Below are 14,426 nucleotides of genomic sequence, written 5' to 3' on the forward strand. Positions count from 1 at the left end.
CCGTTTCGACAAAATTATTACTAAAAAGCTTCGGGAATTTATTGGAAAAAGGAAGTGATGAGATTATGAAGTGCCCGTATTGTGCCTACAATGGCACGAAAGTGTTGGATTCGCGACCAGCGAATGATAATAAGTCCATCCGCCGCCGTCGCGAATGCGAGCAGTGTGCCAGGCGTTTTACCACCTTTGAAATGGTAGAAGAGACCCCATTGATGGTCATCAAAAAAGATGGCAGCCGTGAAGAGTTTAGCCGTGATAAAATGCTGCGCGGTCTCATTCGAGCCTGTGAAAAGCGTCCAGTATCAGTCGAGCAACTCGATCTGATCGTATCTCAGGTGGAAAACGCTATACGCAACACAGCAGCCACAGAGGTGGATAGCCAGCAGATTGGTGAGCTAGTCATGGAACAGCTCTATCCGGTGGATGAAGTCGCCTACGTACGCTTTGCGTCCGTCTATCGGCAGTTCAAAGACATCAATATGTTTATGAAGGAACTGAAAACACTGTTATCCAAAGATACAGACAGCGACTGATCGCTGACTGTATCTTTTTAGGGCCGTTGTGGAAAGAGGATTATATTTTTTTTATAAAAGTATTGACACAGGGTCGAATATTTTATATGATATAGAAGTCGCTTGAAACGTTAATTCATTTACATGTGACGGGGCCTTAGCTCAGCTGGGAGAGCGCATCGCTGGCAGCGATGAGGTCAGGGGTTCGATCCCCCTAGGCTCCACCATAATTTTATATGGACTCTTAGCTCAGTTGGTAGAGCAGTTGACTCTTAATCAATTGGTCCAGGGTTCGAGTCCCTGAGAGTCCATTCTTTAGAAAAAACGGCAGAAATGCCGTTTTTTTTTGTTGTTCATAGATCTGTTTCCAGCCTAACCAAGGGCAGGTAAGGGTTGAATGAGCGCTTATCGAGTTTGATTATAAATAGCAACCCATTGTTTGTGAGTGTAACTTTGATCGTTGTTTCAACGCAGTTCGTATTTTACAAATGAGTTGAGTTCCTTCAAATGAATTTCTAAATGAAATAATAGATTATGCTGAAATGAATTGAAATTAACTTTACATGGTGAGAATGTAGCTACTTAGATATAATCGTAAACGAGGATGGAGAGCAACTGAAGGAGCTTTTGAAAAAAGAGGGTACATCTTGCAGGATGGGAAAGAAACGACGTCCTATATGAATGTACCGCATGATGTAAAGCTGGAATTACCAAACGGGTTTAGAATTTCGGATGCGAATGAAGTTGCTTCTTTCACTACTCTCTGGTACGACGAGCTAAATAAAATAGGAATACTGGAGCCTGTAGGTACGATACCGAAGTATAGAAAAATGGGGCTTGGAAAAGCCGTTATTTATGAAGCCATAAAAAGAGTCAAGGACAAAGGTGTAGAAAGAATCTTTGTGGGTTCTGATCAGTCCTTTTATTTTTCGATGGGGTTTTCATTAGCCTATTCCAAAGAAATATGGAAAAAAAGAATATCATTGTTTAATGCTGACTGACATAATCGGCAAGAATCTTCAGGTACTCACTATTCACCAATTGTCTCGGGGCAAATATGGCTGTTAAGAAGGTTAGGGACTTGGAATGCGCGATTTGTTCATTCATCATGGAATGGTCAACTTCAGGCAAATGAATGACAGACAGCAGCTCTGGAGATATCTTTTGGCGATATACTCGCTCGGTGTCTTTTACATCTACGTTCATATCTTTTCCAGCCAGAACCAAGAGTACTGGGGATTTTAAGTAGCTTAATTCTTCCGTAGAATCAGAACGAAAATTTTTGCCTATAAAGCTCCATCTTTCTTTGGGAATTATATTCTCAGGATCGGCCATGCTTAGGTACTCTTCATAGGGAGCATGTTTTTTCAGTAGTTGTAGAATCTTTTGGTCGTAGTCCAGTCTCTTTTTAATTTGCTGCGGGCTAGCTCCTTCTTGTTCCAACTCTTTCCTGGTGTTAAATTGCCCTTGTGTAATCCAATTCACGGCCGGCGATACAAGGATGCTGAATGCAATATCATGCTCCTCTTTAACGATTTTCGGAATGACCCAGCCTGCTTGACTGGCCCCCCATAGGCCGATCTTGTGCTTATCAATCATCGGTAAGGTTTTGGCCCAGTCAACTGCATATCGAATCTCCTGTGCCCGATCCTCCATGCTCTGCTCCAGCCAATTGCCTGGAGCGCCGTTAATACCGGGCTTATTCAGGGATAAGGAAGCATAGCCCTTAGAAGCGAACCTTTCCCACAGTGGTTTGTATCCATCATCATAGGTGTCATTGATTGGACCATCTCCATGGACAAAAACAACCAGTCCAATCTTTCCCGAGTAGTTCTTAGGCAAAGCCAGTGTACCTGTTAATACTCCTTTGGGAGTCGCAATTTGTATTTTTTCTTCCGTCATCTTGTAGGAATTTTGATATAAAACAATCAATATCAAGGCAACAACCAGACCTGCCACAATACCAAGGGTAAGCCTATATGTTTTTTTCAATGCTGTTCTCTCCACGATTGCAGTTTCGTTCTTTCCAGCTCATTAGATGCCATACAGGCTCCTTGAACCAAAAATGCCGCCAATAATTATATTGGGACTGCTCTATTTCAAACGCTAGATTGTGGTACAAACGAATAGCCTGCTGGTTCTTATGTGCTACATGAAGTGTCAACGCATGGAAACCGGAATCAACCGTAAACTGCTGTGCGAAAGCTAGAAAACGTCGCCCGATCCCCTGATTGCGATGACTTGAGCGAATCGCCAAATGATCTATGTAACACTCATCTATGGCAGGCTTATATTCCAGCGCATGCATGCCTGTCAAAAATTTAAATACATTGAAGCAGCCAAACTGTTTTATAAGCGGAGCCAAAGAAATGAGATTGGCTATAGGAAGTGAAGAGGAGGGAGCCTTCCATTTGAGCGAAAGGACACCAACAACATCTTCGTTCTCTTTGGCCACAAATTGTTTCATAGATATACAATTAGCATTTTGAACCCAAACCTGCATTAATAAACGCTGTATATCTTGATCCTCCAGTGCAACAAGAGCTTGAAATTTTGCTTTAAACGATTCCACTAAGAGCTTACATACAGCTTCATGGTCTTGCTCTTGATAAGCAACAATGTCATAGGATTGTGGACTCATGTAACGCCTCCTGCACATCCGAAATTTGTACTTGAATCTCATATTGCAGCTCGTTGCTGTCAAATATGGATAGATAGGATTTTTCCACCACAATGATTTTGCTTAAGCATTCATAGTGGTGCTGGGTCGCATAATGCTCCAGTTGTTGGACTTGGTGTTCTATCTCAGCGTCTTCAGTGGCGGAGAAGTGCTTGTAGAGATAGGTACCTTCTTCCAGAATGTAGTCAGCTGTTCCTGATGTCGTTTCATAATATAGCTTCACCTCTCCAGAATCAGATAGATAATGTAGATCATTTTCAAATAATTGTGGCGGGGCAGGCCGCTGCTCAAATAGATTCCTGGCCGTGAGTTCTTGATCACTCTCCAATGCAAACCACAGCTTTAAATGTCGAGTGCCCTGCAGCTTGAGTCGATACTCATTGTTCTGCTGGGTAAGGGTATGATGTTCTTTTAGCACTTTGTGAATAAACTGTTCGAGCAACTTTAAGTTAGCGATTTCATCCTGTACCTTCTGTAACGAATGTTCTAAAAGCTGGTTGTAATCATCGGCAGTGTAGGAAGTCATACATTCTTCAATTTGACCGACAGGGATGTTTAGTTTACGTAGCATTAAAATATGGGAAAGTTGATAAATTTCATGAAGTCCGTACATTCGATATTGATTTTCATCTGTGTATAACGGATAAAGGATCCCCTTTTCCTCAAAATACCGCAGCTGATGTACAGATACATTCATGAGCTGAGCAAGCTGGCTGATCGTTATGTGTTTTTTCAATGATAGGTCTCCTTACTCATAATTGATAATTGAATAACTTCACTATAAACCTTAGGTCAGACCTAAGGTCAATAGAAAATATCCGCAGAGTTTACCTCTCGTTCATAACCCGTTATAATCATAAGATTAGTGAGCATAAACCAAATGTTCAGGATGAAGGTTAGAATGGGGAAATCATGTTGAAGACTTTTAAGAAGGTATACATTGAGATCACAAGCATTTGCAATCTTGCATGCAGTTTTTGCCCTCAGACACAACGTGTCAAAAAATTTATTGATCCGGAAGTTTTTCGGAATGTGCTTGATCAGGTCAAGCCGCATACGGATTACATTTATCTGCATGTAAAAGGAGAGCCTTTGCTCCATCCCAAAATTGATCTTTTGCTGGAGAGTGCGCATGAGAAAGGCTTAAAGGTCAACATTACCACCAATGGTACCTTGCTGCCGAAGACCGGACATAAGCTGCTTGGTCAGCCAGCCTTACGGCAGATGAATTTTTCTCTTCATAGTTTCGACGGGCATGAAGGTTCTGTGGATCGAGAAGGTTATTTGGGTCATATTTTCACGTTTGTCAGAGAAGCTGTGAAGCACAATATCATTATTTCCTTCCGTCTCTGGAATCTGACTCAAGATAATTTGACTAATGTGCAGCGTCAGCGCAACCGGGAGACACTGGAGCAATTGGAGCAAGAGTTTGGACTGGATTATCGGATTGAGGAAAAAGTAATACCGGGCAGTGGGGTCAAAATCGCTCCTAATGTATATTTGAATCAGGACTACGAATTTGAATGGCCTAGCCTGAGTGCTCCGGAAGATGACGGAAAAGGCTTTTGTCACGCGCTTCGCAGTCAGGCGGCGGTTTTGGTGGATGGAACAGTGGTCCCTTGCTGTCTTGATGGAGAAGGTGTCATTAACTTAGGAAATGTGCATGAGCAAACTTTTTCCGAGATCGTGGAAGGTGAGCGTGCAAACCGTCTGTACTTTGGATTCTCCAGAAGAGAAGCAGTAGAAGAGTTGTGCCGAAAGTGCGGGTATCGCAAACGATTTGGAACCTAATCATAGAGGTGGAACTTTAAGCGACAATAGAATGGATCACAAGAAAGAGAGCCCTTTTACAGGGCTTTTTCTTATATTTGCATAGGGGGATAATCAGCGGCTTTGACGATCTAGAGGAAGTTAGACGTAATGATTGCTTGTGAGAATGATTATCAATTATAATAAATTTATTCTAATAAATTGGGCGGGATAAGCAATACATCGGTTTGGATAGGGGCTGAGTGGTAGTAATGAAGTTGAACGATCACATTGTATTGTGGAATCATGTGTTTATACAGGTGATGGATGTTCGCCATAAGAAAATGGATAAAGGGGAAGAATTGAGGAGCTATAGACTTCCGTCAGTGCGTTTTTATATACGGTGCGCGGAAGTGCACGAGTATGGCTGGATGACAGTGTTCATAGGGTGGATCGTTTCCATGTCCTGCATGGGGGGAAAGGAATGTGCTTGAGCGTCCTGACAGAGGATGTGCTTGAATATTATATCATTCTGTACAAGGCAACTTTGGCCCTGCCCAGTCGTAAGGAGCTTGTACAATTGCTGGAAAGGGAAAATCCTTTTCAGAATCAGTATGCTTTCGCACCTCACTACCCGCTGCCCCTGTATGATAAAGTGAAGCTGTTGGAGCAAGAATGGCATAAGGGATCGGGACTTGGTAAACTGCATGTCAAAGCTTTGTTTCATCATTTTGTATTCGAGTTGTTACACCAACTGGATCGACAAGGTATTCAGCCCCTTAAGCCTGACTTGGTAGCGCAAGCTGTAACCTATATTCGTGAGCATTTTAGTCGGCCTATAACACTAGAATCTATTGCGGAGGACCTAGAGTGCAGTACCGGACATTTATCAAGGCTGTTCAAAAGTAAAATGCATACCAGTCCAATTCATTACTTGGGTCAGATACGGGCGAATCGGGCGGCAGAGCTGCTAATGCAGACGGATGCCACTTTGCAGGAGATCGCAGAGCGTGTGGGATATCCAGATGCGCATTCATTAAGTCGCAGCTTCAAGAAATATAAGGGACTATCTCCTATACGATTCAAAAAAGAACAGCAGCAGCATATCCAGGGACAAGATCAGGTATGCCCCAAACGAAGCTTAAATATGCCCTTCAGCGGACAGCCTTCACACGTTATACTGATATTGATTATCAATATCGGTATCATGCGGAAGGGGATTTTTTCATGCACGGTAGAGGCAAAATGACGGCTATGATGATCATGTTGTGCTTATCATTGATGCTGGGGGCCTGCTCAGCTTCGACGAATACACATGGAAGCTCGCAGACGAAGGCTAATCATACAGTGGCAACATCTAACAGCGATGGACAAGCGGCAGTACAAACGCAGACAAGAACGGTTAAGACACTAAAAGGCGATGTAGAAGTACCTGCAAACCCGAAACGAGTGGCATCGGATCAGTATATGGGTCATCTTTTAAAACTGGGGATTATTCCAGTAGGGGTCAGAAGCTATATGCTTAATGAGGCTTGGATTGATCCATCGGGATATCCCAAGGAGAAGTTAGCCGGAATCAAAGATCTCGGGGATTTTCCTATGGATTTGGAGGAACTGACCGTTCTGCAACCCGATTTAATTATCGGCTCAATTGAAAAGAACATCGACAGCTACCAAAAGATAGGAACGACTGTGTTCCTGCCGTATTGGGAGGGTGAATCTACAGCGGGACCACTGGATAAATTCCGCAGAATCAGTGAAATTTTTGGCAAACAGAAAGAATCCGAGCAGTGGATCGCTGAATATGAGAAGAAAGTTGCAGAGGCCAGAACCAAAATTGACGGTATCATTAAAGATGGAGAGACGGTTTCGATCGTACAAGTCGCCAATAAATCCATATATGTTTTGGCGGCGAAAGGCGGCAACTACGGAAGCCCAACCATATATCAAATGCTAAAGCTGCCACCCACAAAGAAAGCATTGAATATGAAAGAGGGATTTGAAAATATTTCACTTGAGGTTTTACCCGAGTATATGGGAGATCATATTTTTGTATATGGCTCAAAAGATGAGGGGGCCAATCAGATCCTGCATAGTGAGCTATGGAAAGGTCTTCCGGCTGTAAAAAAAGGACAGGTGTACATGTACGGTTCATTCAGCAATAAAGGGGATGAGTTTGTGATGGAAGACCCCTATTCGCTGGAGCTTCAACTGGATACCATAGTTAATCTCTTATTAGCCCACAAAAAATAAAGGAAATACAAGTAACATCTTTGTATACTAATTGGGAGAAGCTTTAAGACTTCAATCTGCGAAAGTCATATAGAAAAATCCGCTTCACACAAGATTCCTAAGTGTTTGGCGGATTTTGTTATGTCTATATTTCTTCTTCTCTATATGTTTTGGTATATCTTTGAAATTCAGATTTTTGATCATCGTAATAATCTGCTCTTGTCCAGAAAATAATTTGAGAGAACGAATCGGTATGCTCCAAATAAGTGATTAAATATACAACTTTCACTTTATCGCTCTCTGTCCATACTTCGTATTGCAAACCTTGATTCCCGTTAATATTGACCTTTATTGGTCCCGTCAATATTATCCCTTTTCCAGACCTTTTAAGTACTAATTGAGCTGAAAACTCAGCGTATTCTTTTAATGTGATCATTGAGGATTTCTCATAAGGCAGTTCAGATTTCCAATCCTTGATGACCGCCATGTACGCATCGTTTTTTTCATACCAGGCTTGAATTAATGCATCTGGATTAAGAATTAAACCAGACTTCCATACATAAGGGAGACGGATTCGTTGCTGGGCATCTTCGCTTTTAAAAGTTTTTAAAATAGTTGTTGAACGAAGATCAGGCTCAACTTGTGAATCGCTTAATATTTTCAAGGAGCTGGCTATTGTCGCAAATTCGTGATGTTTTTCTATAGCTGAGCCTCCCCTTGAATAGATCAATACTTGAAGATAATGCTGTTTGCTCTCAAACATGGCACTGAAGTAATAGACCTGTTGGCCCTTGAAATTCCCACTATAATCGGCTGTTCTGGCGGTTGTGGAATCAATCTGGATTGGGTTAGTATCCACAGCCTTAAAGTTTTCTAGGCCCAGTGCGGAGATTTCTTCACGTTGCTGTACGAATTCGTCGAGCGTCATATTATTTGCAAAAGCAGACTTGGGGACACGGAAAACCAGACCTACGTTCTTTTTTTCTTTGTCACAAACACTAAGCACCGAATCCAGTTGTCCTTGTTTAAATTTACGCCAGCCAGCGGGAATGGTGAGAGCCACAAGATCCTTATCCGAGGTAACGGTATGAGCCGACGACTCTGTAACGTGTGGGACAGGCTGACTTTCTTTGTCCACAACGGCTGTATTATGAGTCGTATTGTCTACATTAGAATTCGTGTGGACTGTAGTTACAGCATTTTTGGAATTGCAACTGGTAAGAATGAATAGTGCTATAAGTGTAACAATATAAAATCGAAAATAGGCAAAACTGAATTGCATGGAAATAACTCCCTCTGTTTCATATTTATAAAGGGAATTTTACCCTTTTATAAAATCATAAAAAAGAGGCGTTTGTCCTGTTTTACGTAGCTCAGTCGTTTATTGTGGTCGTCACTGTGACGTTGTTGACAGAAGTTGAGGAAGCGCTGGTGTTAAAATTGATCACCTCAACAACTACGGTAGCGCCAACTAATAAGCCAGTATATATGATTAGATTAGTAGGAGAAAGTGTCGTTAACCCGTCTCGCTGCAACGTTCCCAGATACAACACTGTCAGCTTCCAGATAGATTCGGATAATAGACATAGGAATTCCTCCACTCCTAATATTCCAGATGTATCTCATAGTCTATGTGAATATTTTAGATATGGATTGGATGGGGAGGAGTCTTCGATTTATTTCATTTTGTTCAAGCTTCTTTGGGCCCGAGTTACTATTCGCTTCGTTTCCTTTGTATCAGAAGTCATCAGCCATGTATCACAAACCTGAGTTACCCATTCCGGGTTAGTTTTGCTGGCATCATTCAGCCAATTGCCCACCGAGTCTTGAACATATTTGACTGGGTCGGATTGAACCGCTTCCAAAAGTGGAAGGGCCAGCTCGGGATGTTCTTTTAGTTCAGGGATATGCTTGGCCCAAACGCCTTGTGGCCGGGTTAATTCAATAGCAAAACGACGTATGTTAGCATCCTCATTTCGCACCCAGCTGTTTAACAGCGCAAGCGCCTCATCTAGTTGCAAGAATATAGGTTCTCTCATTGCCATCCAGGCTATTTCACGTACTCCGAAATGGGAATCCGCTGCAAATGGTCGAATGCCAGCTAATTTTTCTTCTAGACTTAAACGGGAATCAATCCCGATGATGTAGGCAGCCCAGCAGCGAATGCTGTCTGAAAGATGGGAGGCCATCGCCTCAAAGAGTCGAGTACGTTCTTCTAGCGCTTGTTGCTCAAACACATGAAGCCACGCCTGTGCTATTGCGGGTATCATTTTCATGATCTTTTTTTCCTTCAGATGATCCAATTCAGTCAAGAAGACATTGAATGATCGCTGCAATCCAAACTCATCCAGAGCGTTCCGCAGAAGAACAATATGATCCACAGCCAGCCATTCGGTAAGATTCACGGTCTCAAGCTGTCCCTGCTGTAGCAGTTGAAGTACATCAGTAGGGATATCTGTTCCTTTGCGAGCTCCTTTGCGGTGTAATATCGAATCTGGCATTAGGATCGGACTTTTAGAGTCCATATACTTCCTCCTTTTTGTGTCTTTATGTATTCATGATGATTTTAGAGAGCGTAGAATCTGTAACACCTCTGCAGGCTCCATTCGTTTTTTGTAGTCAGCATCAGCAACTCTTGCACGAATCATACCTTCTGAATCAATGACATATGTAGCGGGTACAGGAAGCTCCCAAGTGCTGTCACCATTAAATGTATCCAGGGATATGTCTAATGATTTGTAAATTTCATGTGCGTATTCAGGAAGTCTAAAATTGAGGTTGTATTTTTCTGCTGTTTGATTATGCATATCACTTAGTACATGAAAGCTCAATTCATTTTTTTGCTGCATGTTCATTGAATGTTCGGACGTCTGCGGGCTTATGGCAATCAGTTGGGCATTTAGCGACGTTATCTCATCCATGTATCGTTGGTAGGCTTTGAGCTGCAAATTGCAGAACGGACACCAATGTCCCCTGTAAAAAATAAGAACCACTGGCCCCTTTGTTGTTTCCTCAGAAAGGGTTATAATGCGGCCTGTATAATCGGGTAAGCTAAAATCAGGTGCTTGGGTTCCGAGACTGAGTCCACTAGCGATATTCGAATCACTAATTTCTCGAATCGTTTTCTCAAATGTATCGAGTATCTCTTGGGGGAGCATTTTTTCCATATCAATTCTGGCTGAATCCAGTTCATTTTGCAATCTTGAATTGTTCATCTCATTCACTCCATATCGTATATTTTGGGGTAGGTATACGATACTTCTTTTCTTCGGAATATAGATGTAATGTAGTTTACAATTGCTGTGTTTGCTTTATAGGTCCCATACATTTCTAGTAGCAGATAATAGTTTTTCACGATGAATGTAAATGGTCTTAAAGCCGGTTCTAATGACCTTTTCATTGGCAAGCTCCTGAAGAGCAGTTGTTACGGCTTCACGGGTGGCCCCGACCAGATTGGCAATTTCTTGATGGGTGAGGGGAAAATTGATTTTGTAATACTCATCATGACTTTGAAGGGCAAATTGATCACATAATTTTAAAAGAACATACATAATTTTATCCTGTAAATTCCCCAAAGCCAGATGCTGGGCTAAACTGCTCATTCCTGAGATCCGGTCACTTAGTACCTGAATCATGTTCATCATAAACCGGGGATGCTGGATTAAAAAATGTTCAAATCGCTCTGTGTCCATCAAGCAGATATCGCATTCTTCTATCGTTTCTATGTACATGTCCCGTGTCCCCAGCGAAATCATGTCCATTTCACCGAATACATTTCCCTCACTGAGAATATCCAAAGTGAACTGCTTCCCATCGGCATTCAGCTTGTAGAGACGTACCTTTCCCCTTTTTACAAAATAAAGCCCCTTGGAGAAGGTATCCGGGGTTTGAATAAATGTGTTTTTTTGTATAGTCGTAATAGAGGTCATTTGATCCATTTCAATCAAATCTTCTCGTGAGAGACTATGTAGCAAATTGAATTGGGATAAGTATTGAATGCTATTCATATGTTCTCCTTTTCGTTGCATCGAGTATACAGAATCATAATACTATACAATTATAGCTTCTGTAAGGTACTTTCACCTATACTACTCGCTTGTTTGCATTAAAAGTGAGCAAATAAACTGGGAAGTCAGGCGGATTTATGTAAAGGGGAGATTGGTATAAAATAGATTTACATGATAATAGATACATAAAGAGTGAGGGTATACAATGATCCAATTAAAAGATATTGGCAAATTTGACGTTCTTCCCGAAATCGCAATGCATATTGTAGAAGGCAATATATCGGCATTACGCCAAGCGCTGACCGAAGGCTGGGATATAGAACAAGAAATTAAACTCAGCAAACATACGACGTTAAGTCCATTAGACCTTGCGCTTATTTCTCAGCGAATGGACGTGTTAAAGCTGTTGGTGGAGCAGGGAGTTCAACTCAATGCAAAAGATCGCCCTGCATTTTTAACAGCTGTTCGCTACTGCTCAGAAGAGATTGTCCGCTATGTGGTGGCCCATGGTGCCAAGCTAGACGGAAAAAACCAAGTCAAATCTGGTGCCTATGAGCAAGCCTATTATGGCAATAAAAAGAATATCCCGCTGATTCACGAACTTGGCCTCGATATAAAGCAGCATGGGGGAGCAACGCTGCGCAACGCAGTTAGTAACCATGACCTGAACAATGTAGCACTACTGTTGGAGCATGGTGCAGATATTAATTACAATGCCTCTGATATGGTGTATCCCTATAAAGCGACTCCTTTAACTGTAGCAGCACGAAATAATGATTTTGCGATGGTAAAGTACCTGGTAGAGCATGGGGCTGACGTGACACTGGCAGAAAAAGGTGGAGATCGGGCATATACGATTGCTGTTAGCAATAAGAACGTGGAAATGGCCGAATATCTAAAGTCTGTGGAACCGCCAGCGTTTCATAATCTGGAGAATAAACAATATGCTTTAAAAAGCTACAAGCTTCCTAAGGATCTTACAGCCTTTCTAATGGGAGACCAGCGCCGTGTAGACCTGCCAGAAAATGATTTGGGTATCCAATTTGTTGAGTTCTTCTCTTTCATAGATACGGTTGAGATGAAAGTAGGTCGACAAAAGCTGTTGCGTTTGTCTCTAGAAGTAGATAACTATTCGGATATCCTTTTGGTGTGGAATCCCAAGCACAAGTGTCTGGGCTATTACGATGAAGAGCATCAGGAATATGCGGATGTATGCAGCTTTGCTGAGTTTCTTGCGCAGCCGGGAGAATACCTGGAGAAGATGATTGAGGGTGAATATTTATCATAACAAGGTGAGCCATGAATGCGGTATGCACGCAGTCATGGCTCTTGTTATTAAAAGAAGGCGCAAGTGTACACAGGTATCCCATGCTTATCAAGAATGATTGCGAATAAGCTGGATGAAATTCTGGGTAGCCGCTGATAGTGGCTCATTTTTGCGAGTACAAATAGCGATTGAATTGAGAAGCTGGACACCCTCCACATATACCCGGCATAGCTCACCGCGTTCTACATATTCACGCACGACTAGTGAGGACACAAAGTTTGCACCATAACCGGCAATCACTGCGGTAATCGCCTCATGCAGCCCTGTGAAGTTAAGTGTGACTTTGGGAGCAGGGGCATTGTAGGTTCGACATAAGGAAAACAATCTCTCTCGTGTCGAGCTTCCCTTCTCACGCATAACAAAGGGCTCCTGCATCATTTGCAATAATGAAACCTGCTGATTCGCATACCGATGATCCGGCGCTACTACAAACCATAGCTCATCACGAAATAATTCTTCGGTCTGAATCGTATCGGAGTACTGCTCAGGCAGTCCTCCATAGATCGCCAAATCTACTTCGATATTCAATAGCTGCTGCAAGGCATCATTGGAGTTCGTGGTATGAATCGTCATTTCAACTTGTTCATATTGCTGTTTGAATTTTGCGATCCAGGCCGGAATGAGGAAATGAGCCGGTAAATAAGTAGCAGCCAGCCGAATATGACCATGGGCTCCGTCACGATAATCCTGTGAAAATTGTTCGATTTGCTGCTCGACAGCAAAAAGCCGTTTGGCGAGAACAGCAAGCTTTTCACCAGCATCGGTTAAGGTAATCCCTCTTCCCATGGGCACGAGCAGTGTGAGGGATATTTCTTTTTCGAATTTTTTAATCTGGGCTGTTATCGCAGGTTGGCTAATATTTAATAGTTCAGAGGCACGTGTTACACTCCTTGTAGAGGCGACCACGTGAAATAAACGTAATGCATGCAGGTTCAAGACCGGACTCCTTTCTGATTAACTCATACATTTAAATTATGAATAGAGTAAAAACATATATTATTTTTATAATAGTAATTCATTTACAATCAAATTGTAAGTTAAAGCCAAAGGAGAGTGGAGCAAATGCATTCAACGAATACGTGGGAACAAGTAGATCATTATATCTCGGAGCGTCTTATTCCGCATGATGCTGTCTTGGAAAAGGTATTGGCTACTAACCAACAGGCAGGATTACCTCCGCATGATGTGTCGCCTAATCAGGGAAAGCTATTAAATATCTTAGCTCAAATGCAAGGTGCACGACGTGTGTTGGAGATTGGTACCTTGGGAGGCTACAGTACAATCTGGCTGGGTAGGGCGTTGCCGACAGATGGAAAAATAGTTACGCTGGAAGCCCATCCGGTTCATGCTAAAATCGCTCGGTCGAATATATCGTTGGCTCAGTTGGATGGAATGGTGGAACTTCGAGAGGGAGACGCATTGGAGCAGTTGACACAAATGAAGGATGAGAGCGTTGCACCTTTTGATCTCATTTTTATTGATGCGGATAAACCCAATAATCCATTATATCTAGAGTGGGCACTTCGTTTTTCACGTTCTGGCACCGTTATTATCGGGGACAATGTTGTCCGTGAAGGGGAGATCATTCAAGCTTACAGCACAGACCCTCGTGTGCAGGGCGTAAGAAAGTTTTATGATTTGCTGGCTGAGGAATCGAGAATTACAGCTACAGCCATTCAGACCGTGGGGAGCAAGGGATATGATGGTTTCGTTATTGGAATCGTTAAGGAGTGAGTGTCAGGGACGTTAAGCGTCCAAAGAGCTAAATACTGAGGACGAAGTCCTGGTGATTAGCTCTTTTCTGACTAAATAAGGTTGGGACGAATGGTACGTAGAATGGTAAAATAGTACTAATTGAAGTGTCAGAACGTTTTTGAACGTTTACTGCTGAATTTCCATGTAAGAAGAATGAATTTACA

15 protein-coding genes and 2 tRNA genes are annotated in these 14,426 nt (G+C 42.3%); 9 read left to right on the forward strand and 8 right to left on the reverse strand.

Annotated features, from left to right (window positions below; genetic code table 11):
* Positions 1 to 65: 65 nt before the first annotated feature.
* The 4 genes from nrdR to EGM68_RS08640 all read left to right on the forward strand — a co-directional run bounded on the left by nrdR (position 66) and on the right by EGM68_RS08640 (position 1,513).
* Positions 66 to 533, forward strand: coding sequence for a transcriptional regulator NrdR (nrdR, locus tag EGM68_RS08625; RefSeq protein WP_013370366.1), 468 nt, complete (start codon positions 66 to 68; stop codon positions 531 to 533).
* A 130-nt stretch (positions 534 to 663) separates the two neighbouring features.
* Positions 664 to 739 (forward strand) — tRNA-Ala (locus EGM68_RS08630).
* An 11-nt stretch (positions 740 to 750) separates the two neighbouring features.
* Positions 751 to 823 (forward strand) — tRNA-Lys (locus EGM68_RS08635).
* A gap of 336 nt (positions 824 to 1,159) precedes the next feature.
* A complete protein-coding gene (locus tag EGM68_RS08640; protein WP_129549007.1) occupies positions 1,160 to 1,513 on the forward strand; it encodes a GNAT family N-acetyltransferase in 354 nt (117 codons plus the stop codon).
* Here the strand turns inward: EGM68_RS08640 and EGM68_RS08645 are convergent.
* From EGM68_RS08645 to EGM68_RS08655, 3 genes are read right to left on the reverse strand one after another with little or no spacing between them, the layout of a single operon-like run.
* Complete coding sequence (locus EGM68_RS08645; protein WP_129549008.1) at positions 1,500 to 2,504, reverse strand: alpha/beta hydrolase family protein; 1,005 nt, start codon at positions 2,502 to 2,504, stop codon at positions 1,500 to 1,502. The genes EGM68_RS08640 and EGM68_RS08645 overlap by 14 nt on opposite strands.
* Positions 2,488 to 3,153 carry a GNAT family N-acetyltransferase gene (locus EGM68_RS08650; protein ID WP_129549009.1) on the reverse strand — a complete coding sequence of 222 codons (666 nt, stop codon included), beginning with the start codon at positions 3,151 to 3,153 and terminating at the stop codon, positions 2,488 to 2,490. The genes EGM68_RS08645 and EGM68_RS08650 overlap by 17 nt, the downstream gene beginning before the upstream one ends.
* Positions 3,134 to 3,928 carry a helix-turn-helix domain-containing protein gene (locus tag EGM68_RS08655; protein ID WP_129549010.1) on the reverse strand — a complete coding sequence of 265 codons (795 nt, stop codon included), beginning with the start codon at positions 3,926 to 3,928 and terminating at the stop codon, positions 3,134 to 3,136. The genes EGM68_RS08650 and EGM68_RS08655 overlap by 20 nt, the downstream gene beginning before the upstream one ends.
* 176 nt (positions 3,929 to 4,104) lie before the next feature.
* Between EGM68_RS08655 and EGM68_RS08660 the strand changes: the two genes are divergently transcribed.
* From EGM68_RS08660 to EGM68_RS26015, 3 genes are all read left to right on the forward strand, one after another.
* Positions 4,105 to 4,983, forward strand: a complete 879-nt coding sequence (locus tag EGM68_RS08660; protein ID WP_013370372.1) for a radical SAM/SPASM domain-containing protein — start codon at positions 4,105 to 4,107, stop codon at positions 4,981 to 4,983.
* A 442-nt stretch (positions 4,984 to 5,425) separates the two neighbouring features.
* Positions 5,426 to 6,190 (forward strand): helix-turn-helix domain-containing protein, encoded by a 765-nt coding sequence (locus EGM68_RS26010; protein WP_240664142.1) that lies wholly within the window; start codon positions 5,426 to 5,428, stop codon positions 6,188 to 6,190.
* Positions 6,169 to 7,194, forward strand: a complete 1,026-nt coding sequence (locus tag EGM68_RS26015) for an ABC transporter substrate-binding protein (protein WP_240664143.1) — start codon at positions 6,169 to 6,171, stop codon at positions 7,192 to 7,194. The genes EGM68_RS26010 and EGM68_RS26015 overlap by 22 nt, the downstream gene beginning before the upstream one ends.
* A gap of 124 nt (positions 7,195 to 7,318) precedes the next feature.
* Here EGM68_RS26015 and EGM68_RS08670 read toward each other — a convergent pair whose 3' ends face one another.
* The 4 genes from EGM68_RS08670 to EGM68_RS08695 form a co-directional block, all read right to left on the reverse strand.
* Complete coding sequence (locus tag EGM68_RS08670; RefSeq protein ID WP_129549011.1) at positions 7,319 to 8,455, reverse strand: hypothetical protein; 1,137 nt, start codon at positions 8,453 to 8,455, stop codon at positions 7,319 to 7,321.
* Positions 8,456 to 8,849: 394 nt separating this feature from the next.
* Positions 8,850 to 9,662, reverse strand: a complete 813-nt coding sequence (locus EGM68_RS08685) for a DNA alkylation repair protein (RefSeq protein ID WP_129550310.1) — start codon at positions 9,660 to 9,662, stop codon at positions 8,850 to 8,852.
* Between the two features lie 66 nt (positions 9,663 to 9,728).
* Positions 9,729 to 10,388: a peroxiredoxin-like family protein gene (locus tag EGM68_RS08690; RefSeq protein WP_102163826.1), complete on the reverse strand. Its 660-nt coding sequence runs from the start codon at positions 10,386 to 10,388 to the stop codon at positions 9,729 to 9,731.
* Between the two features lie 96 nt (positions 10,389 to 10,484).
* The gene (locus EGM68_RS08695) at positions 10,485 to 11,180 is read right to left on the reverse strand and encodes a Crp/Fnr family transcriptional regulator (RefSeq protein WP_129549012.1); all 696 of its coding nucleotides are present in this window, start codon (positions 11,178 to 11,180) and stop codon (positions 10,485 to 10,487) included.
* Positions 11,181 to 11,385: 205 nt separating this feature from the next.
* Here EGM68_RS08695 and EGM68_RS08700 point away from each other — a divergent pair, with 205 nt between their 5' ends.
* Positions 11,386 to 12,468 (forward strand): ankyrin repeat domain-containing protein, encoded by a 1,083-nt coding sequence (locus EGM68_RS08700; protein WP_129549013.1) that lies wholly within the window; start codon positions 11,386 to 11,388, stop codon positions 12,466 to 12,468.
* Between the two features lie 87 nt (positions 12,469 to 12,555).
* Here EGM68_RS08700 and EGM68_RS08705 read toward each other — a convergent pair whose 3' ends face one another.
* The gene (locus tag EGM68_RS08705; RefSeq protein ID WP_058829354.1) at positions 12,556 to 13,443 is read right to left on the reverse strand and encodes a LysR family transcriptional regulator; all 888 of its coding nucleotides are present in this window, start codon (positions 13,441 to 13,443) and stop codon (positions 12,556 to 12,558) included.
* 126 nt (positions 13,444 to 13,569) lie between these two features.
* On the opposite strand from EGM68_RS08705, the gene EGM68_RS08710 reads away from it, so the two are divergent.
* A complete protein-coding gene (locus EGM68_RS08710; protein ID WP_040101701.1) occupies positions 13,570 to 14,241 on the forward strand; it encodes an O-methyltransferase in 672 nt (223 codons plus the stop codon).
* The last annotated feature ends 185 nt before the right edge of the window (positions 14,242 to 14,426 follow it).

This window comes from Paenibacillus sp. M-152 (assembly GCF_003856555.1).
In the GTDB taxonomy this organism is placed as follows: Bacteria; Bacillota; Bacilli; order Paenibacillales; family Paenibacillaceae; genus Paenibacillus; species Paenibacillus polymyxa_C.

Coding starts and splice junctions, on each gene's coding strand:
- nrdR (WP_013370366.1), top strand. CDS start 66: ATGAAGTGCCCGTATTGTGCCTACAATGGCACGAAAGTGTTGGATTCG.
- EGM68_RS08650 (WP_129549009.1), bottom strand. CDS start 3,153: ATGAGTCCACAATCCTATGACATTGTTGCTTATCAAGAGCAAGACCAT.
- EGM68_RS08660 (WP_013370372.1), top strand. CDS start 4,105: ATGTTGAAGACTTTTAAGAAGGTATACATTGAGATCACAAGCATTTGC.
- EGM68_RS26010 (WP_240664142.1), top strand. CDS start 5,426: ATGTGCTTGAGCGTCCTGACAGAGGATGTGCTTGAATATTATATCATT.
- EGM68_RS26015 (WP_240664143.1), top strand. CDS start 6,169: ATGCACGGTAGAGGCAAAATGACGGCTATGATGATCATGTTGTGCTTA.
- EGM68_RS08670 (WP_129549011.1), bottom strand. CDS start 8,455: ATGCAATTCAGTTTTGCCTATTTTCGATTTTATATTGTTACACTTATA.
- EGM68_RS08690 (WP_102163826.1), bottom strand. CDS start 10,388: ATGAACAATTCAAGATTGCAAAATGAACTGGATTCAGCCAGAATTGAT.
- EGM68_RS08695 (WP_129549012.1), bottom strand. CDS start 11,180: ATGAATAGCATTCAATACTTATCCCAATTCAATTTGCTACATAGTCTC.
- EGM68_RS08700 (WP_129549013.1), top strand. CDS start 11,386: ATGATCCAATTAAAAGATATTGGCAAATTTGACGTTCTTCCCGAAATC.
- EGM68_RS08710 (WP_040101701.1), top strand. CDS start 13,570: ATGCATTCAACGAATACGTGGGAACAAGTAGATCATTATATCTCGGAG.